The 19,924-nt window shown below is 45.6% G+C and carries 15 protein-coding genes; all 15 read left to right on the top strand.

Features of this window, described 5'->3' with window-relative positions; translation table 11 throughout:
- The first annotated feature begins 159 nt into the window (after window positions 1-159).
- The 15 genes from rsmH (at window position 160) to secA (ending at window position 19,904) form a co-directional block, all read left to right on the top strand.
- Window positions 160-1,110: a 16S rRNA (cytosine(1402)-N(4))-methyltransferase RsmH gene (rsmH, locus tag AC3CHU_RS13870; RefSeq protein WP_054547822.1), complete on the top strand. Its 951-nt coding sequence runs from the start codon at window positions 160-162 to the stop codon at window positions 1,108-1,110.
- Window positions 1,111-1,113: 3 nt separating this feature from the next.
- Window positions 1,114-1,431, top strand: coding sequence for a cell division protein FtsL (gene ftsL, locus AC3CHU_RS13865; RefSeq protein ID WP_004735995.1), 318 nt, complete (start codon window positions 1,114-1,116; stop codon window positions 1,429-1,431).
- Window positions 1,428-3,185, top strand: a complete 1,758-nt coding sequence (locus AC3CHU_RS13860; protein WP_017077679.1) for a peptidoglycan glycosyltransferase FtsI — start codon at window positions 1,428-1,430, stop codon at window positions 3,183-3,185. Before ftsL ends, AC3CHU_RS13860 begins: the two co-directional genes overlap by 4 nt.
- Window positions 3,186-3,203: 18 nt before the next feature.
- Window positions 3,204-4,688 (top strand): UDP-N-acetylmuramoyl-L-alanyl-D-glutamate--2,6-diaminopimelate ligase, encoded by a 1,485-nt coding sequence (murE, locus tag AC3CHU_RS13855; RefSeq protein WP_488524755.1) that lies wholly within the window; start codon window positions 3,204-3,206, stop codon window positions 4,686-4,688.
- Complete coding sequence (locus AC3CHU_RS13850; protein WP_488524754.1) at window positions 4,688-6,061, top strand: UDP-N-acetylmuramoyl-tripeptide--D-alanyl-D-alanine ligase; 1,374 nt, start codon at window positions 4,688-4,690, stop codon at window positions 6,059-6,061. The genes murE and AC3CHU_RS13850 overlap by 1 nt, the downstream gene beginning before the upstream one ends.
- On the top strand, window positions 6,058-7,140 hold the full coding sequence (gene mraY, locus AC3CHU_RS13845) for a phospho-N-acetylmuramoyl-pentapeptide-transferase (RefSeq protein ID WP_488524753.1): 1,083 nt from the start codon (window positions 6,058-6,060) through the stop codon (window positions 7,138-7,140). The genes AC3CHU_RS13850 and mraY overlap by 4 nt, the downstream gene beginning before the upstream one ends.
- Before the next feature lie 58 nt (window positions 7,141-7,198).
- Window positions 7,199-8,515: a UDP-N-acetylmuramoyl-L-alanine--D-glutamate ligase gene (gene murD / locus AC3CHU_RS13840; protein WP_488524752.1), complete on the top strand. Its 1,317-nt coding sequence runs from the start codon at window positions 7,199-7,201 to the stop codon at window positions 8,513-8,515.
- Between the two features lie 40 nt (window positions 8,516-8,555).
- A complete protein-coding gene (gene ftsW / locus AC3CHU_RS13835) occupies window positions 8,556-9,734 on the top strand; it encodes a cell division protein FtsW (protein ID WP_488524751.1) in 1,179 nt (392 codons plus the stop codon).
- Window positions 9,735-9,746: 12 nt separating this feature from the next.
- Window positions 9,747-10,808, top strand: coding sequence for an undecaprenyldiphospho-muramoylpentapeptide beta-N-acetylglucosaminyltransferase (murG, locus tag AC3CHU_RS13830; protein WP_488524750.1), 1,062 nt, complete (start codon window positions 9,747-9,749; stop codon window positions 10,806-10,808).
- A gap of 13 nt (window positions 10,809-10,821) precedes the next feature.
- A complete protein-coding gene (gene murC / locus AC3CHU_RS13825; RefSeq protein ID WP_488524749.1) occupies window positions 10,822-12,282 on the top strand; it encodes a UDP-N-acetylmuramate--L-alanine ligase in 1,461 nt (486 codons plus the stop codon).
- A 278-nt stretch (window positions 12,283-12,560) separates the two neighbouring features.
- Window positions 12,561-13,253, top strand: coding sequence for a cell division protein FtsQ/DivIB (locus tag AC3CHU_RS13820; RefSeq protein ID WP_004729846.1), 693 nt, complete (start codon window positions 12,561-12,563; stop codon window positions 13,251-13,253).
- Window positions 13,246-14,514 (top strand): cell division protein FtsA, encoded by a 1,269-nt coding sequence (gene ftsA / locus AC3CHU_RS13815; RefSeq protein WP_004729844.1) that lies wholly within the window; start codon window positions 13,246-13,248, stop codon window positions 14,512-14,514. Before AC3CHU_RS13820 ends, ftsA begins: the two co-directional genes overlap by 8 nt.
- 31 nt (window positions 14,515-14,545) lie before the next feature.
- Window positions 14,546-15,775 (top strand): cell division protein FtsZ, encoded by a 1,230-nt coding sequence (ftsZ, locus tag AC3CHU_RS13810; protein ID WP_017084771.1) that lies wholly within the window; start codon window positions 14,546-14,548, stop codon window positions 15,773-15,775.
- A 96-nt stretch (window positions 15,776-15,871) separates the two neighbouring features.
- Entirely contained in the window at window positions 15,872-16,789 is a 918-nt protein-coding gene (gene lpxC, locus AC3CHU_RS13805; protein WP_017087510.1) for a UDP-3-O-acyl-N-acetylglucosamine deacetylase, read from the top strand.
- 388 nt (window positions 16,790-17,177) lie between these two features.
- The gene (gene secA / locus AC3CHU_RS13800; protein WP_171308558.1) at window positions 17,178-19,904 is read left to right on the top strand and encodes a preprotein translocase subunit SecA; all 2,727 of its coding nucleotides are present in this window, start codon (window positions 17,178-17,180) and stop codon (window positions 19,902-19,904) included.
- The last annotated feature ends 20 nt before the right edge of the window (window positions 19,905-19,924 follow it).

The following is a 19,924-nucleotide window of genomic DNA, read 5'->3' as shown; positions in this document are numbered from 1 at the left end:
GATTTCCTTAGAATCCTTCACCCTGATATGAGCTTGGGTCAAAAATTCCCAAAGCCTATACACAATATGGTGGAGATACGGCGTGAAATCAGTACACTAAAACGTTAATAGAACAAATTATTGCCGAACTAATGGCTCAATCCACTCACTGAGAAGACTATGACAGAAGCATTCAAACATATTTCAGTATTGCTTAACGAATCTATTGACGGACTTGCGATCAAACCTGACGGTACCTACATCGATGGTACTTTTGGCCGTGGTGGTCACAGCCGTACAATCCTGTCTAAACTGGGCGAGAATGGACGACTCTTTAGTATCGACCGCGATCCACAAGCGATTGCTGAAGCTCAGAAGATTGATGATCCCCGTTTTACGATTATTCACGGCCCATTCTCAGGTATGGCTGAATATGCAGAGCGTTATGACTTAGTCGGTCAAGTGGATGGTGTTTTACTGGATTTAGGTGTTTCTTCACCACAGCTAGATGATGCAGAACGTGGCTTTAGCTTCATGAAAGATGGCCCGCTAGACATGCGTATGGATCCAACAACGGGTATTCCGGTTTCTCAGTGGCTAGTTGATGCGGATCTTGATGACATTACATGGGTTATTCGTGAGTTCGGTGAAGACAAACACGCTCGTCGTATCGCGAAAGGCATCATTGCTTATCAAGAGAACGAAGAGAACGAACCGTTAACACGTACTGGCCAATTGGCTAAGCTTATCTCTGATGTCGCTCCAAAGAGCTTCAAAGAGAAAAAGCACCCAGCGACACGTGCTTTCCAAGCATTCCGTATCTACATCAACAGCGAACTTGAAGAGATCGATACCGCACTGAAAGGCGCAGCAAGCATTCTTGCTCCTCAAGGTCGTATCTCTGTTATCAGTTTCCACTCGCTTGAAGACCGTATGGTGAAGCGCTTTATTCGTAAAGAGAGCCAAGGGCCACAAGTTCCTCACGGTTTACCGCTAACAGAAGATCAAATTAAAGCTTTAGGCAGTGCCGATCTAAAACCAATTGGTAAAGCGATCAAGCCTTCTAAAGATGAAGTGGATGAGAATACTCGTTCGCGTAGCTCAGTACTACGAATCGCAGAAAAGCTATAGTCAATGAAGACCTCCAAGCCTAACTTAGCCAAGATAATATTTTTTGATTTGATCTCCGTGGGCAAGGTTCCATTGGTACTTCTTATCTGTATCTTTGCGAGTGCGATGGGGGTCGTTCTTACGACACATAATTCACGTCAGGCGATCACGAAAAAAGACATGGCATTAGTGGAACGAGAACAGCTTGATGATGAGTGGCGAAATTTAATGCTTGAAGAGACGGCTTTGGCTGAACATAGCCGCGTTCAAGCATCGGCAAAACGAGAGCTAGACATGAAACGTCCAGACTCTGACAAAGAAGTTGTGATCACACTGAAATGACCGGTAAAAAGGAAAAAGCACCCGCCAAGCCCGTTAAGAAATCAACGAAAGAGCGAGTGAAGAGCGAAAAGGATTCGGATCCAATTCTTATCAAATGGCGTTTCAACGTCGTTATTGCTTTCGTGTTTCTTGCCTTTGCTGCACTCGTTGGTCGTGTGGCTTACATCCAAATTATTGAACCAGATAACTTAATCCGTCAGGGCGATCTTCGCTCGGTACGTGTTAAGGCTATTCCTTCCGCCCGCGGCATTATCTCAGACCGCAATGGCGAACCGCTTGCTGTGAGTGTTCCAGTAGAGGCGGTATGGGCCGACCCGAAAACGATTTTCGATAAAAATGGCATGGCCCAGATTGATCGCTGGTATGCGCTAGCTGATGTACTTGGCTTAGAACGACAATCGATGATCGACAAGATCTCTAGCAACAAATCCCGCCGATTTGTTTACTTACAAAGACAAGTTAGCCCAGCGATGGCTAAGTATATTCGTGAACTAAAGCTGGTGGGTGTTGGCCTGAAAGCGGAATCTCGACGTTACTACCCCGCAGGCGAAGTCAGTGCACACCTTATCGGTGTTACCGGCATTGACGGGCACGGTTTGGAAGGCGTTGAACGCAGCTATGACAAATGGCTCACGGGCGAAGCGGGTAAGCGGACGATTCGTAAAGATCGCTATGGACGCGTTGTTGAAAACATTGCTTTAGAAGAGCGTGAAGAAGGCAAACCACTCGAATTAACGATCGATCAACGATTACAAGCCATTGCTTATCGCGCGATTAAGCAAGCTGTGGCCGATCACAAAGCGACTTCAGGCTCTGCGGTACTACTCGATGTAAAAACGGGTGCCGTGTTAGCCATGGTTAATGCCCCTTCTTATAATCCGAACAACCGCGCTGACTTACAAAGCTTCAAAATGCGTAACCGCGTGCTCACCGATGCAATGGAACCTGGCTCTACCGTGAAGCCTTTTGTGGTTTTGGCGGCGCTGGAGAACGGTACTGCAGATCCAGATATCGTTATTGATACTGGCAATGGCATTATGCAGATCGGTGGTAGCCGCGTGCGAGACTCTTCCAAAGTTGGCAAAGCTGACTTAGCGCTGATCCTCAAAAAGTCGAGTAACATCGGTGTTGCGAAATTGGCGCTTAACATGCCACTTGAAGCCTTGCTTGGGATGTACAGTTCGGTTGGTCTAGGCGAGATGTCTGGGCTCAATTTGGTTGGTGAAACGAGCGGTATTTTCCCGAATCGCCGTCGTTGGTCAAAGTTTGAAATTGCCACCTTAGCGTTCGGTTATGGCTTGTCTGTTACGCCGATGCAGTTGGCACATGCCTATGCGACGTTAGCTAACAAAGGTTTGTATGAGCCGATTCATATTATTAAGAGTAACGACCAAGATTTTTCTAAGCAAATCATCAAGCGCGAGAACGCTGAACTGGTTTTGAATATGCTAGAAGGGGTGACTCAAAAAGGCGGTACGGCGACAAGAGCTGCCGTTCCGGGTTACCGCGTTGCAGCCAAAACGGGTACCTCTCGTAAGGCTGAAGCTGGCGGCTACAGTGATGAATACATCGCGGTTACCGCAGGCTTTGCTCCAGTTAGTGATCCAAGAGTGGCATTGGTTGTTGTGGTCAATGAGCCTCAAGGCGACCTTTACTATGGTGGTTCAGTCGCAGCCCCCGTCTTTTCTGAAATCATGAAGGGCGCACTGCAAATAATGAACGTCCCTGCTGATGAAAATAAGTTTCAAGAATAGAGTTAATCAGGATTCAATATGAGTAATAGCCTCACGCTGTCATCTTTACTTTCTCCTTGGGGAGACTTTAGTTCACCTGAACTGGAGTCGATTGCTGTTGAGCAATTGGAGCTAGATAGCCGAGCCATCAAGGAAGGTGATATTTTTGTTGCCGTAGTCGGACATGCTGTTGATGGCCGTCGTTTTATCGACAAAGCGGTCGCACTGGGAACTCATGCTGTTATTGCACAGGCCGATGCTGAAAAACCTCATGGTCTGATTGAATGGTTGGATACTGTCCCTGTTATTTACATTAACAACCTTAACTTGGTGCTATCTGAGTTAGCTGGTCGTGTTTACTCGTCTCAAGCGACTAAGTTGATTGGTGTTACCGGCACCAATGGCAAAACCACCATCACCCAATTGATTGCTCAATGGCTTGATCTCGTCGGGCAACGTTCTGCGGTAATGGGCACGACAGGTAATGGTTTCTTAGACAAATTAAAAACCGCAGCGAATACCACAGGCAGTGCCATCGAAATACAGCGTACGCTGAGTGAATTAGCTGCAGAAAAAGCGGTGTATACCGCAATGGAAATATCTTCTCATGGTTTGGTGCAAGGTCGAGTAAAGGCTTTGGACTTTGAGGCTGGTGTATTTACTAACTTGAGTCGTGATCATCTTGATTACCATGGCACGATGGAAGAGTACGCTCTGGCTAAGAAGAGCTTGTTTACTCAACACAAATGCAAGCACGCAGTGATCAATGTGGATGACGAAGTGGGTAAAGCTTGGATGCCGGACTTATCCAATACCATTGCAGTCTCACTGTTACCGCTAACGGGCTATCAACAGTCGGTGTGGGCATCTGATGTCGCTTATGCAGAAACCGGTATCAAGCTCTCTTTCGATGGTAGTTGGGGACAAGGGAAGCTTTCTGTTCCACTGATTGGTCAGTTCAACGCATCAAACGTACTGGTTGCTTTTGCTACTTTGCTTTCTTTGGGTATCGAAAAGCAAATCTTGGTCGACACTGCGCCTCAGCTTCAACCTGTGATTGGCCGTATGGAGCTTTTCCAAGTTCCGAGTAAAGCCAAGGTGGTTGTCGATTACGCTCATACGCCCGATGCGCTAGAGAAAGCATTGGCAGCACTGCGTGTGCATTGCTCAGGAAAACTGTGGGCAATCTTTGGTTGTGGTGGAGACCGCGACACTGGTAAGCGCCCTATGATGGCAGCGACCGCAGAGCAGTTCTCCGATAAAATCATTATTTCAGATGATAACCCTCGTAGCGAAGAACCGGCACTGATTGTCAAAGACATGCTGGCTGGCTTAAGTAAACCTGAAGCTGCGTTTGTCGAACACGATCGCTATCAAGCCGTTAAGTTTGCGCTTGAGCAGGCAGGCAGCGATGACATTATTCTTCTGGCTGGTAAAGGCCATGAGGATTACCAAGTATTGAAAGATAAAACGGTACATTACTCAGACCGAGAGTCTGCGCTTCAACTTTTAGGTATTTCATAATGATTGATGTATCACTTGAGCAAATCTGCTCCGTGGTCAGTGGTGAGCTGATCAAAGCGGGCAACTCGAACAATAACGTAATCAATGCAGTTTCAACGGATACTCGTACCGTTGAAGAAGGCGCCTTGTTTGTCGCTATCGTTGGAGAGCGTTTCGACGCGCATGACTTTTGCCATCAAGCCGTTGAAGCAAACGCGAGCGCGTTGTTAGTCGAACGAAAACTTGACCTAAATATTACTCAAGTTGTTGTCGAAGACACTAAACTTGCTTTAGGTGAACTAAGTGCTTGGATTCACAAACAATGTGACGTGCCAACGATGGCGATTACAGGCAGCTGTGGCAAAACGACCGTTAAAGAGATGGTGGCGAGCATTTTACAGCAGCGTGGCAAGGTGCTGTTTACGGCGGGTAACTTCAATAATGATATTGGTGTGCCTTTGACCTTGTTACGCAGTGAATCAAGTGATGACTATGCTGTGATCGAATTAGGCGCTAACCATATTGGTGAAATTGCCTACACCACTCAGCTAGTGAAGCCACAAGTTGCCTTAGTTAATAATGTAGCCGCGGCTCATTTAGAAGGCTTTGGTTCGATTGATGGTGTGAAACAAGCGAAAGGTGAGATCTTTCAGGGTCTTGCTGCCAGCGATACTGCTATTGTTAACTTAGAGAGCAACGGTGGTGACTTTTGGAATGAAGCACTCGCGGATAAAACGGTACTGACATTTTCTGAAAGTAGCTGTGAAGCCGATTATTTTGCTGAAAATATCGAAATCAACGATCAAGGCGAAGCTTGCTTTGATATGCAAACGCCACTAGGTGTTACAGCTATTGAACTTGGCATTATTGGTCAGCATAACGTGGCGAACGCGTTGGCGGCTGCAGCGTTGAGCATTCAATTTGGCGCAACGCTTGATGAAATAAAAAGTGGTTTAGCGAATCTTATCTCGGTTAAAGGACGAGTTGAGGTTCAACAATTAAGTCAGAATATCAAGCTGATAGATGACAGTTATAACGCCAGCGTACCCGCGATGAAGGCGGCAGCCAAACTGCTGTCGAGCTTCAAAGGTCAACGTTGGTTGATTTTAGGCAATATGGCTGAATTAGGCGACGAAAGTCTTGCACTTCACCGTCAAGTCGGTGAATATGCTGCCCCATTCGCTTTTGAGCATGTACTCACTTACGGTGATGATACCAAGGTGATTAGTGAGGTCTGTAACGGTACCCACTTTGCAACGCATCAAGCGATGATCGCGCACATAGAGCAGCACTTACGCTTGCCAGAAAATGCGTCACATACCTTGTTGGTAAAAGGCGCGAATAGTGCAGGAATGAGTAAAATAGCCGCTGCTTTAAAGGAGAACTTTTCATGATAATTTGGCTTGCAGAGCTACTACAGCCACACCTTTCTTTTTTCCGTTTGTTCGAATACCTATCGTTTCGTGCAATCGCGAGTATTTTGACGGCTTTATGTCTGTCGCTGTGGATGGGACCTCGTTTAATTGAGCGTCTGCAAATGCTACAAATTGGCCAAGTTGTTCGTAATGACGGCCCTGAATCTCACTTTAGCAAACGTGGTACACCAACCATGGGTGGCGTGATGATCCTAGCTGCCATTATTATTACAGTATTAATGTGGGCTGATCTTTCTAACCCTTACGTTTGGGCGGTATTAGTGGTACTTGCTGGTTATGGCGTGGTCGGCTTTGTTGATGACTACCGTAAAGTGGTTCGTAAGAACACCGATGGCTTGATTGCTCGCTGGAAGTACTTCTGGCAATCGGCTATTGCATTGGTTGTGGCGTTTGCTCTATACGCTCATGGACACGATACCGCGGCAACACAATTGGTTGTTCCTTTCTTTAAAGATGTGATGCCACAGTTAGGCTTGTTCTACATAGTGCTAACGTACTTTGTTATTGTGGGTACCAGTAACGCGGTAAACCTAACGGACGGCCTAGATGGCTTGGCAATTATGCCAACGGTTATGGTTGCGGCTGGCTTTGCTGTGATTGCATGGGCGACAGGTAACGTTAACTTCGCGGCATACTTACACATTCCATATATCCCATACACCTCTGAACTGGTTGTGGTTTGTACGGCTATCGTGGGTGCTGGTCTTGGTTTTCTATGGTTCAACACTTACCCAGCCCAAGTATTCATGGGCGATGTGGGCTCTCTTGCACTTGGTGGTGCATTAGGTGTGATTGCTGTGTTAGTTCGCCAAGAATTGGTACTGGTTATCATGGGCGGTGTGTTTGTAATGGAGACCTTGTCAGTTATTCTGCAGGTGGGCTCTTACAAATTGCGTGGTCAGCGTATTTTCCGCATGGCACCGATTCATCACCACTACGAACTTAAAGGTTGGCCAGAGCCGCGTGTAATCGTGCGCTTTTGGATCATCTCAATGGTATTAGTATTGGTTGGCCTAGCGACACTGAAAGTTCGTTAATCCTATATGAGCCTCTTGATTAGAGGCTCTTTAAAACTATTAAGAGCATCTTGTTTAAATGGAACGTTGGCAAAATATTCAAAATGTAGTGGTTGTGGGGCTCGGTATTACCGGGCTCTCTGTCGTTAAACATCTCGTAAAATATCAGCCTCATACTCATGTGAAGGTGATTGATACTCGAGAGCTACCACCAGGAAAGGAATCTTTACCTGAATCGGTAGAACTGCATTCTGGAAGTTGGAATAGCCAATGGTTAGCGAAAGCTGATTTGGTGATTGCTAACCCAGGTATCGCCTTAGCGACGCCTGAAATACAAGATGTTATTCAAGCGGGAACTCCGGTTGTTGGCGATATTGAACTGTTTGGCTGGGCGGTAGACAAACCCGTCGTGGCAATAACAGGCTCCAATGGTAAGAGTACGGTGACAGATCTAACGGGTGTGCTTGCTAAGGCTGCTGGTCTTAACGTTGGTGTCGGTGGCAACATCGGTATTCCTGCCTTAGATCTTTTAGAGCTTGATGCCGATCTATATGTCCTTGAGCTTTCAAGCTTTCAGCTAGAGACAACATCTAGCTTGAACCTAGCAGCGGCGGCCTTTTTGAATTTGTCAGAAGATCATATGGATCGCTACCAAGGCATGGCCGATTACCGCGATGCTAAATTGAGAATCTTTAACAATGCTCAGTGCGCGATTGTAAACCGCGACGACAAAGAAACTTATCCAGATCACGAGATGCAGGTAGTGACATTTGGTCTCGATGACCAAGAGTTTGGTGTGGCAACAATTGATGGCACTGAATGGCTAATCGATAACGCTAAGCCAGTACTTCCTACCCAAGATTTGACATTGGTTGGACGTCATAATGTGGCGAATGCGTTAGTCTCGTTGGCACTACTTAAGCTAGTCGGTATCGATTACAACAAAAGCCTTGAAGCTTTGAAAACCTACAACGGTTTAACTCATCGTTGCCAAGTGGTGGCAGATAAACGCGCTATCAAATGGGTTAACGACTCGAAAGCAACCAATGTAGCCAGCACATTAGCCGCTTTGTCGGGGCTAGAGTACCAAGGTACTTTATATCTTTTGGTTGGTGGCGTGGGTAAAGGTGCCGATTTCAGTGAGCTTGAACCTGTGTTGTCACAGCTAGAACATGTTCAACTGTGTTGCTTCGGTGAAGATGCCGCGCAATTTATGCCATTACATCCATCGGCGAAGACGTTTGATACCATGCGTCACATCATCGAGAGTATCTCTGCACAACTAGCCTCGGGTGACATGGTGATGTTGTCTCCTGCGTGTGCGAGCTTCGATCAATTTAATAACTTCATGGCGAGAGGTGATGCGTTCACTGACCTTGCCCATGAGTATGCCTAACGTGTTGAAGGACTAACATTCAGTGCAAAGAGTGAAAGAGATGAATCAATCCATTTGGCAATGGCTAAACCGTGCCACACCAGAGGCGCTCTACGATCGTCAGTTGGTTTGGATTGCTCTTGGACTGATGCTGACCGGATTGGTGATGGTGACGTCTGCTTCGTTCCCAATCAGTGCTCGTTTAACCGATCAGCCGTTTCACTTTATGTTCCGCCATGCCATTTTTCTTGTGTTGGCGTTAATCGTATCCAGCGTCATATTGCAAATTCCAATGAAGCGTTGGTTTCAATACAGTATGTACCTATTGGGCTTATCTTTCTTTTTGCTGGTCGTGGTATTGGCTGTCGGTAAGTCGGTTAACGGTGCATCGCGCTGGATCCCTCTTGGATTATTTAACTTGCAACCCGCTGAAGTCGCTAAGTTGTCGCTGTTTATCTTTATGGCGGGTTATTTAGTTCGTAAACAAGACGAAGTGAGAAAAACCTTCTTCGGTGGCTTTGGTAAACCGATCATGGTATTCGGTGCTTTTGCTGTGTTACTACTTGGCCAGCCCGATTTAGGTACAGTAGTTGTAATGCTGGTGACCTTGTTCGGAATGTTATTTATCGCAGGAGCCAAGCTTTCACAGTTTATTGCCTTGATGGTGGCGGGTATTGCTGCGGTCGTTGGCTTGATTGTTATAGAACCTTATCGTGTTCGACGTGTTACCTCATTTTGGGAACCGTGGAATGACCCGTTTGGCAGTGGCTACCAGTTAACTCAATCGCTAATGGCATTTGGTCGTGGTGATTGGATGGGGCAAGGCCTTGGAAACTCGGTTCAGAAGTTAGAATATTTACCAGAAGCACATACCGATTTTGTGTTTGCGGTATTAGCTGAAGAGTTGGGTTTTGTTGGCGTGACCTTAGTGCTGATCCTTATTTTTAGTTTGGTGCTTAAAGCCATTTTAATTGGCAAAAAAGCCTTCGAGAACGACCAGTTATTCAGTGGTTATCTTGCCTTGGGTATTGGTATTTGGTTTGCTTTTCAGACGCTTGTTAACGTAGGTGCCGCTTCAGGTATCGTTCCAACCAAAGGTCTGACATTGCCATTGATCAGTTACGGCGGGTCAAGTTTGATTGTGATGTCGGTGGCGGTTTCGATGCTGCTACGTATCGATCATGAGTGCCGAATACAACAAAAAGAACAAGCCGACAATCAAAACGAATTAGTAGAATAAGAATCTAACGTGATGAAAAAAAACAAAAAACTTTTAGTGATGGCTGGTGGTACTGGCGGTCACGTTTTCCCTGGCTTAGCGGTGGCTAAAAAGCTTCAGCAACAAGGTTGGGAAATTCGCTGGTTAGGAACTGCGGACAGAATGGAAGCGGATCTGGTGCCAAAACATGGTATTGAGATCGACTTCATTAAGGTGAAAGGCCTGCGTGGTCAAGGCATTAGCAAGCTAATTAAAGCGCCATTCCAGATTATTAATGCCATACTTCAAGCAAGACAGCACATCAAAGCATGGCAACCAGATGTGGTGCTTGGAATGGGTGGTTACGTGAGTGGCCCCGGTGGCATTGCGGCATGGCTATCCGGTATTCCCGTGGTTCTTCATGAACAAAATGCCGTGGCGGGTTTAACCAACCAATGGCTATCTAAAATTGCGAAAAAGGTATTCCAAGCCTTTCCTAGTGCTTTCCCTGCCGCAGAAGTTGTGGGGAACCCAGTACGAGAAGATGTTGTTGGCTTATCTGAACCCGAGCAACGCATGGCAGAGCGTGACGGCGATATTCGTATCTTAGTTATGGGTGGCAGCCAAGGTGCTAAAATTCTTAACGATACTTTGCCTGTGACATTGGCTCAGTTAGGCGCTGGTTTTACTGTGATGCACCAAGCTGGTAAAAACAATCAGCAGCAAGTGATTGAACAATACAAATCACATTCTGTAGATAATGTTCAAGTGACTGAATTTATTGATGATGTGGCGCAAGCTTATGAGTGGGCAGATCTATTAGTGTGTCGCTCAGGTGCATTAACCGTATCTGAAGTGTCTGCAGCCGGTGTGGGTTCTATCTTCGTTCCGTTTATGCATAAAGACAGACAGCAAGCGTTGAATGCCGATCACCTAGTTGAATGTGGCGCAGCGTTAATGATTGAACAGCCTCAATTGACGGCTGATAAGCTAGCGAACACTATTGCTCAGCTTGATAGAAATGAATTAAAAATGATGGCAACAAAAGCTCGTCAAGCCGCCAAGCTTGATGCTGATGTGACTGTCGCTGAAGCGATTAAAGCTTTGGCAAAATAATGAGATTGAATTGATGACGATTGAACATACCCAAGACTTAGCGCAAATCCGTGCAATGGTGCCAGAGATGCGCCGTGTTAAATCTATCCACTTCATTGGTATTGGTGGCGCAGGAATGAGCGGGATTGCTGAAGTCTTGCTTAATGAAGGCTACCAGATCACGGGTTCTGATATTGCTCAAAACCCGGTGACCGATCGTTTAGTTAGCAAGGGTGCGACCGTTTACATCGGTCACCAAGCAAGTAACGTTGCCGACGCAAGTGTGGTAGTGGTTTCAACCGCTATCAACGAAGAAAACCCAGAAATTATTGCCGCTCGTGAAGCGCGCACACCTATCGTTCGTCGTGCAGAAATGCTGGCTGAGCTGATGCGTTTTCGTCATGGCATTGCTGTGGCAGGTACGCACGGTAAAACAACGACCACTGCGCTAGTAACACAGATTTACTCGGAAGCGGGCTTAGATCCAACTTTCGTAAACGGTGGTTTGGTCAAGAGTGTGGGCACGAATGCTCGCCTAGGTTCGAGTCGTATTCTTATTGCTGAAGCCGATGAAAGTGATGCGTCATTTTTACATCTGCAACCAATGGTTAGTATCGTGACTAACATTGAAGCGGATCATATGGATACCTACGGCGGCGATTTTGAAACGCTAAAGCAGACGTTTATTGATTTCTTACACAATCTGCCATTCTACGGTCAGGTTGTGATGTGTGTTGATGATCCGGTAGTACGTGAGCTTATTCCTCAGGTTAGCCGTCAAGTGATTACCTACGGCTTCTCAGAAGACGCTGATATCCGCATTGAAAACTATGTACAACAAGGTCAGCAAGGCAAGTTTACGGTTGTTCGCAAAGGTAAAGCCAATCTCGATATTACGTTGAACATTCCCGGTCGTCATAACGCACTGAACGCATCAGCGGCGATTGCGGTTGCGACGGAAGATGACATCAGCGATGAAGCGATTCTAAAAGCGATGGCTGGAACGGAAGGCACTGGCCGTCGTTTCGATCACCTTGGTGAATATGAAACGGGTAAGGGTGTTGCAATGCTGGTCGATGATTACGGCCATCACCCAACCGAAGTTGACGTCACCATTCAAGCTGCACGAAGTGGTTGGACTGATAAACGTCTTGTGATGATCTTCCAACCGCACCGTTATAGCCGCACTCGCGATCTGTATGATGACTTCGCGAACGTTCTTGAGCAGGTTGATGTGCTTATTCTGTTAGATGTTTATTCTGCAGGTGAGAAACCTATTGCAGGGGCTGACGGACGCTCGTTAAGTCGAACTATTCGTGGTCGTGGTAAGATTGATCCCATCTTTGTTGCTGATATCAACACGCTGCCGTCGGTTTTAGCCAACGTTATTCAAGGCGGAGACCTTGTTTTAACACAGGGTGCTGGTGATATTGGTCGTGTAGCGAAGCAACTTGAATCGCTACAATTAGACATTAATAAGATGCAAAACGCGTAACAGAATACTGTATACAGACTGTGGTTGATCGCTCACTTCTTGCGATTGACCTAAAATTGACCAAAAATCTTATTATCAACGTTTGATAGTTTGATTTTGCTCAGTATAATTCATAGGTTAAAGTAAGTGCTTTTACCTCTATTACGAAGATAGGGAATAGAATTGCGAACCAACGACAGGGAATGCGGGCTTTGGTAGAAAGTACTTTTAGCGAAAACCGCCACCTATTCAGTTTACCATCGCTAAAGAAACACGCTGTAGGCGGGTCTTTTTTTGTCATGGTACTGCTATTCATTGGATTTCTTTTCTATACCACACTGACTTGGATGTGGGACGATCAGCGATTGCCTCTCTCCAAAATAGTACTTCAAGGCGACTTAACTTACGTAACCGCTGGTGATGTTCAACATGCCTTTGGCGAGCTAGAGCATATTGGCACGTTCATGTCGCAAGACATCGGTGTTTTGCAAGACAGTTTAGAAGCGTTACCTTGGGTTTCAGTGGTGTCCATTCGTAAGCAGTGGCCAGACACAATAAAAGTATTTTTGACTGAGTATCATGCAGCAGCAATCTGGAACGGTAACATGCTGTTGAATGATAATGGTCAGGTGTTTAATGGTGATATCGGTCTTTTGAAGGGCGATAGAGTCAAGCTTTACGGCCCAGACGGCACCAGCCAAAAAGTGATAGAAAAGTGGCGACAAATAACTCCTTTGATTAACAATCTAGGGTTAACCGTTACTTCGCTCGTTCTCAATGAGCGTCGCGCTTGGCAAATAATCCTAGATAACGGTATCCGTTTAGAACTAGGTAAAGATTCTTTAGATGAGCGTGTTGAACGCTTCATTTCGCTTTACAACGAACTTGGTAGTAAAGCGAATCAAGTGAGCTACATCGACCTCAGGTATGATACGGGAGCCGCTGTAGGCTGGTTTCCAGAGCAAGAGTTAGAAGAGAGCACAGATGACTAAGACCGCAGATGACAACATAATCGTTGGTCTTGATATAGGCACTGCGACCATATCAGCTCTAGTTGGTGAAATATTGCCTGATGGTCAAATCAATATCATTGGTTCAGGGCAAAGCCCATCCAGAGGTATGGATAAAGGTGGTGTAAACGACCTAGAGTCGGTAGTGAAGTCAGTTCAGCGAGCCATTGATCAAGCAGAGTTGATGGCTGAATGCCAAATCAGCAATGTGTTTATCTCGCTATCGGGCAAACATATCGCAAGCCGAATTGAAAAAGGCATGGGCACTATTTCTGATGAAGAAGTGTCTCAAGACGATATGGATCGAGCGATCCATACCGCGAAATCAATTAAAATAGGTGATGAGCAGAGAATTCTGCACGTGATTCCACAAGAATTTACCATCGATTATCAAGAAGGGATCAAGAATCCACTTGGTTTATCTGGTGTTCGAATGGAAGTCAGTGTTCATCTAATTTCTTGCCACAGCGACATGGCGAGAAACATTATTAAAGCTGTTGAACGATGTGGTCTCACTGTAGAACAAATCGTGTTTTCAGGACTTGCCTCAAGCAATGCGGTAATTACTGACGACGAGAGAGAGCTTGGAGTATGTGTTGTTGATATTGGTGCTGGTACGATGGATATTTCCATTTGGACTGGCGGCGCATTGCGACACACAGAAGTCTTTTCCTACGCAGGAAATGCAGTAACCAGTGATATTGCCTTCGCTTTCGGCACGCCAGTGAGCGATGCTGAAGAGATAAAAGTAAACCACGGTTGCGCTCTGAGTGAACTCGTAAGCAAGGATGATTCTGTTAACGTCCCTAGTGTAGGTGGCCGTCCATCGAGAAGTTTGCAAAGACAAACTTTGTCGGAAGTGATTGAACCACGTTACACTGAACTTATGGGTCTCGTTAACCAAACTATTGATACGGTTCAATTACAGCTACGAGATGAAGGTATTAAACACCACCTTGCAGCTGGCGTCGTTCTCACTGGTGGAGCGGCACAAATTGACGGATTGGTAGAGTGTGCGGAACGTGTTTTCCGCAATCAAGTTCGAGTTGGTAAGCCGTTAGAAGTTAGTGGCTTAACTGACTATGTTAAAGAGCCGTATCATTCTACGGCGGTTGGTTTACTTCATTACGCAAGAGATTGTCAGATAAGTGATGAGGGTGATTACAGCGAACCTAAGCGTTCAGCACCTTCTATGTCAGGCTTGTTTGGTAAATTGCGTAATTGGATACAAAAAGAGTTTTAACCTGAGTTGCAGGAAAAAACGGAGATAACACATGTTTGAACCGATGATGGAAATGTCTGACGATGCAGTAATTAAAGTCGTTGGAGTTGGTGGCGGTGGCGGTAATGCTGTTGAGCACATGGTACGTGAATCGATCGAAGGCGTAGAGTTCATCAGTGTTAATACTGATGCACAAGCCCTTCGTAAAACGAGCGTGAGCAGCGTGATCCAAATTGGTGGTGATATCACTAAAGGTTTGGGCGCTGGTGCAAATCCACAAGTAGGCCGTGATGCAGCTCTCGAAGATCGAGAAAGAATTAAAGAAGTTCTAACTGGCGCCGATATGGTATTTATCGCAGCTGGTATGGGCGGTGGTACAGGTACAGGTGCTGCTCCAGTTATTGCTGAAGTTGCGAAAGAGTTGGGTGTGCTAACGGTTGCTGTTGTAACTAAGCCATTTAGCTTTGAAGGCAAAAAGCGTTTAGCGTTTGCTGAGCAAGGTATCGAAGAGCTTTCTAAACATGTGGATTCTTTAATTACGATTCCAAATGAAAAGCTACTTAAAGTACTTGGCCGTGGCGTAACACTGCTAGAAGCTTTCGCAAGTGCAAATGATGTACTTAAAAACGCTGTACAAGGTATCGCTGAGCTAATTACTCGCCCTGGTATGATTAACGTCGATTTCGCGGATGTTCGCACTGTGATGTCGGAAATGGGTCATGCAATGATGGGTAGCGGTATCGCAAAAGGTGAAGACCGTGCTGAAGAAGCTGCTGAAACGGCAATTTCTAGCCCATTACTAGAAGACATCGACCTAGCTGGCGCGCGTGGCGTTCTTGTGAACATCACTGCAGGCCTAGATATGCGTTTAGATGAATTCGAAACTGTGGGTAATACAGTTAAGGCATTCGCTTCTGATAACGCAACGGTTGTTATTGGTACCTCTCTAGACCCTGATATGACGGATGAAATCCGTGTAACTGTTGTTGCAACAGGTATCGGCACAGAGAAAAAACCAGACATTACTCTAGTTGCTGGTGGTAAAGCAAAAGTAGCGCCAACGCCTCAACCTCAAGTTGCTGTTCAAACAGCAGCAAAAGTGGAAGAGAAAGTGGCACAGCCATTGCAGGAAAAAACTGAGGTAAAACCTCAAGTTAAACCACAGCCAACAACGTCACCTGTTTCTTCGGGTACAGGCGCTAGCCAGAGTGCAGCACCTAAAGCTGAGAAAGAGAGCGGATATTTAGATATTCCAGCATTTTTACGACGTCAGGCTGATTAATAAATACCCAAAATTTGACTATCGTCGAATTAATGGTAAAATTCGCGGTTGGTAAATACTGACCGTGATTTGTAGCACTGATAACGAGGCAAGCAGATGATCAGACAACGTACTCTGAAAGAAATTGTGAAAACAACTGGTGTGGGTCTCCACTCTGGTCGTAAAGTCACACTTACTCTTCGCCCGGCAGCTGCAAATACAGGTATTGTTTATCGTCGTACAGATGTAAATCCACCTGTAGATTTCCCAGCTGATCCTGCATCAGTTCGTGACACTATGTTATGTACTGCTCTTGTTAATGACGAAGGCGTACGTATCTCTACAGTGGAGCACCTTAACGCAGCTCTAGCTGGAATGGGTATCGACAACATTATTGTTGAAGTCGATGCTCCAGAAATTCCAATTATGGATGGTAGCGCAAGCCCATTTGTATACTTGCTACAGCAAGCGGGTGTTGAGACACTGAATGCAGCGAAGCGTTTTATTCGAATCAAAAAGCCTATCCGTTTTGAAGATGGCGATAAGTGGGCAGAGTTTGTGCCATTTAACGGCTTCCGTATGGACTTTGAGATCGACTTTAACCACCCTGCGATTGAATCGGATGAGCAACGTTTGTTGTTTGATTTCTCATCACAAGGTTTTGTGAAGCAGATTTCTCGCGCTCGTACTTTCGGTTTCATGCGCGATATTGAGTACCTTCAGTCTCAAAACCTAGTACTTGGCGGTAGCTTTGATAATGCTATCGTACTGGACGAATACCGAATTCTTAATGAAGAAGGCCTTCGTTTCGACAATGAGTTTGTAACTCACAAAGTATTGGATGCGATTGGTGACCTTTACATGTGTGGACACGCTATTATTGGTGAGTTCCGTGCATACAAATCAGGTCACGGCCTAAATAACCAACTTTTACGCGCAGTTCTTGCTGACGCCGAAGCTTGGGAATGGGCAACATTCGAAGAAGAAGCTGGTTCTCCAGTTGCTTTCGCAGAACCGGGTATGGTTCTAGCGTAATTGTTGTTTACAACAATATAAGATTTCAAAAACCAGGCCATCGGCCTGGTTTTTTTGTATCTATTTTCCAGATACAGTGTCGTTAACCTCCGGAAATTGCTGGCTAATGGGCTGCTGTCTGCTTAATCCATCAGCAATTAGAAAGAAAAGTTCCAAGCACATCAAACAAATGGTGTTCTAAATGGTCGTTAGTGCGAAAATTACTTACACTAAAGGGCATTAATTTTAACTCAAGCCTTGAAAACTCTACTCTCAAGTACAATATCAAAGATACTAGATTTATCTCAGTATCCTTGGTTAGTAACTGAAGACTAGTTCATAGCTAGTAGAGACTGACGGCATTTAAAATAGATCGCGGACGATCTGAGAACGAAGAGATTCCAAGCACATGATTACTAAGCTGCTGACAAAGGTAATTGGCAGTCGCAATGACAGAACACTGCGCCGCCTTAGAAAAATTGTAAAAGAAATTAATAACTACGAACCAACGTTTGAAGCACTTTCTGATGAAGAGCTAAAAGCAAAAACGGTTGAGTTTCGTGAGCGCTTAGATAAAGGTGAATCGTTAGATCAACTTCTACCTGAAGCTTTCGCTACGGTACGTGAAGCGTCTAAGCGTGTTTACGGCATGCGTCACTTTGACGTGCAAATGATTGGTGGCATGGTTCTAAATGCTGGCCAAATTGCAGAGATGCGTACTGGTGAAGGTAAGACACTTACCGCAACCCTACCAGCTTATCTAAACGCGCTACCAAGCAAAGGTGTTCACGTAATAACGGTGAACGATTACCTAGCGAAGCGTGATGCGGAAACAAACCGTCCATTATTTGAATTCCTTGGCATGACTGTTGGCGTGAATGTGGCAAACATGGCTCCGCCAGAGAAAAAAGAAGCGTACCAAGCTGACATCCTATACGGAACAAACAACGAGTTTGGTTTTGATTACCTTCGTGACAACATGGCTTTCCGTGCTGAAGACCGAGTTCAACGTGAGCGCTTCTTCGCTGTAGTCGATGAGGTTGACTCAATCTTAATTGATGAAGCTCGTACTCCGTTAATTATCTCTGGCCCAGCTGAAGATAGTTCTGACCTTTATACGCGCATTAACACTCTAATTCCTTCTCTAGAGCGTCAAGATAAAGAAGATTCAGAAGAGTACCGTGGTGAAGGTCACTACACCATGGACGAAAAATCAAAACAGGTTCACCTGACTGAAAACGGTCAAGAATTTGTAGAAGAACTAATGGTCAAAAACGGCTTGATGGAAGAGGGTGACACACTTTACTCTCCAACCAATATCAGCCTATTGCACCATGTGAATGCTGCGCTTCGTGCACACGTATTGTTTGAGAAAAACGTCGACTACATCGTTACTGAAGAAGGCGAAGTGGTTATCGTTGATGAACATACTGGTCGTACTATGCCAGGTCGTCGTTGGTCTGAAGGTTTACACCAAGCTGTTGAAGCTAAAGAAGGTGTGAAGATTCAAAATGAAAACCAAACGCTAGCATCGATTACATTCCAGAACTTCTTCCGATTGTACGAAAAACTGTCAGGCATGACAGGTACTGCTGATACTGAAGCTTTCGAATTCCAGTCTATCTACGGCCTAGAAACGGTGGTTATCCCAACCAACAAGCCTATGGTTCGTAACGATATGCCAGATGTGGTTTATCGTACTGAAGAAGACAAGTTCAATGCGATCATTGAAGACATCAAAGACCGTGTTGCGGCTGGTCAGCCATCACTGGTTGGTACGGTTTCTATCGAGAAATCTGAACTGCTGTCTAACGCACTGAAAAAAGCAAAAATTAAGCACAACGTACTAAATGCTAAGTTCCATGAGATGGAAGCTGAGATCGTTGCGCAAGCTGGTATGCCGAGTGCGGTAACTATCGCAACTAACATGGCAGGTCGTGGTACCGATATCGTGTTAGGTGGTAGCTGGCAGGCACAAATTGAGAAGCTAGATAATCCAACGAAAGAGCAGATCGACAAGATCAAAGCTGACTGGAGAGTTGTTCACGATACAGTTCTTGAGTCAGGTGGTCTGCACATCATTGGTACTGAGCGTCATGAATCTCGCCGTATCGATAACCAGCTACGTGGTCGTTCTGGTCGTCAAGGTGATGCGGGTTCTTCTCGTTTCTACCTATCAATGGAAGATTCTCTACTACGTATCTTTACGTCTGATCGTATGGCTGGTCTTATCCAAAGTGGTATGGACGAAGGCGAAGCGATTGAATCTAAGATGCTGTCTCGCTCAATTGAAAAAGCTCAACGTAAAGTGGAAGGTCGCAACTTCGACATCCGTAAGCAGCTTCTTGAGTACGATGACGTAGCCAATGACCAACGTAAGGTTGTTTATGAGCTACGTGATGAACTGATGAGTTCTGATGACATCAGCGAGATGATCGAACACAACCGTGAAGATGTACTTGCGTCAGTCATTGATGAATACATCGCTCCTCAATCTCTTGAAGACATGTGGGATATCGCGGGTCTGCAAGATCGTCTGAAGAATGACTTCGACCTAGACTTTGATATTCAAGGTTGGTTAGACGAAGACGACAAGCTTTATGAAGAAGCATTGCGTGAGCGTATTCTTGGTATGGCGGTAGATTCGTACAAACAGAAAGAAGAAGTGGTTGGTGCTCAAGTACTGCGTAACTTCGAGAAGTCTGTGATGCTACAAACGCTAGACGGTCTTTGGAAAGAGCACTTGGCTGCGATGGATCACCTTCGTCAAGGTATCCACTTGCGTGGTTATGCTCAGAAGAACCCGAAACAAGAGTACAAGCGCGAGTCGTTTGAACTGTTTGAAGGCCTACTAGATGTACTGAAAACAGACGTTGTGACCATCCTTTCTAAAGTTCGCGTTCAGCAACAAGAAGAAGTTGAAAAGATGGAAGCTCAGCGTCAAGCTCAAGCTGAACAAGCGGCGCGTCGTGCACAGGCACAACACGCAACGGCTGAAAACCAGCTAGGCGGCGATGAAACTGATGCAGTATCTCCACAAACGGTAGTACGCGATGAGCGTAAAGTGGGTCGTAACGAACCATGCCCATGTGGAAGTGGTAAAAAGTACAAACAGTGTCACGGTAAAATTGACTAATGCTTTGCTGTAGTGGCTGA

This window comes from Vibrio sp. QJM3NY_39 (assembly GCF_057785895.1).
The sequence above is the reverse complement of the archived record's forward strand: the minus strand, read 5'-3'. Positions and strand labels throughout refer to the sequence as shown.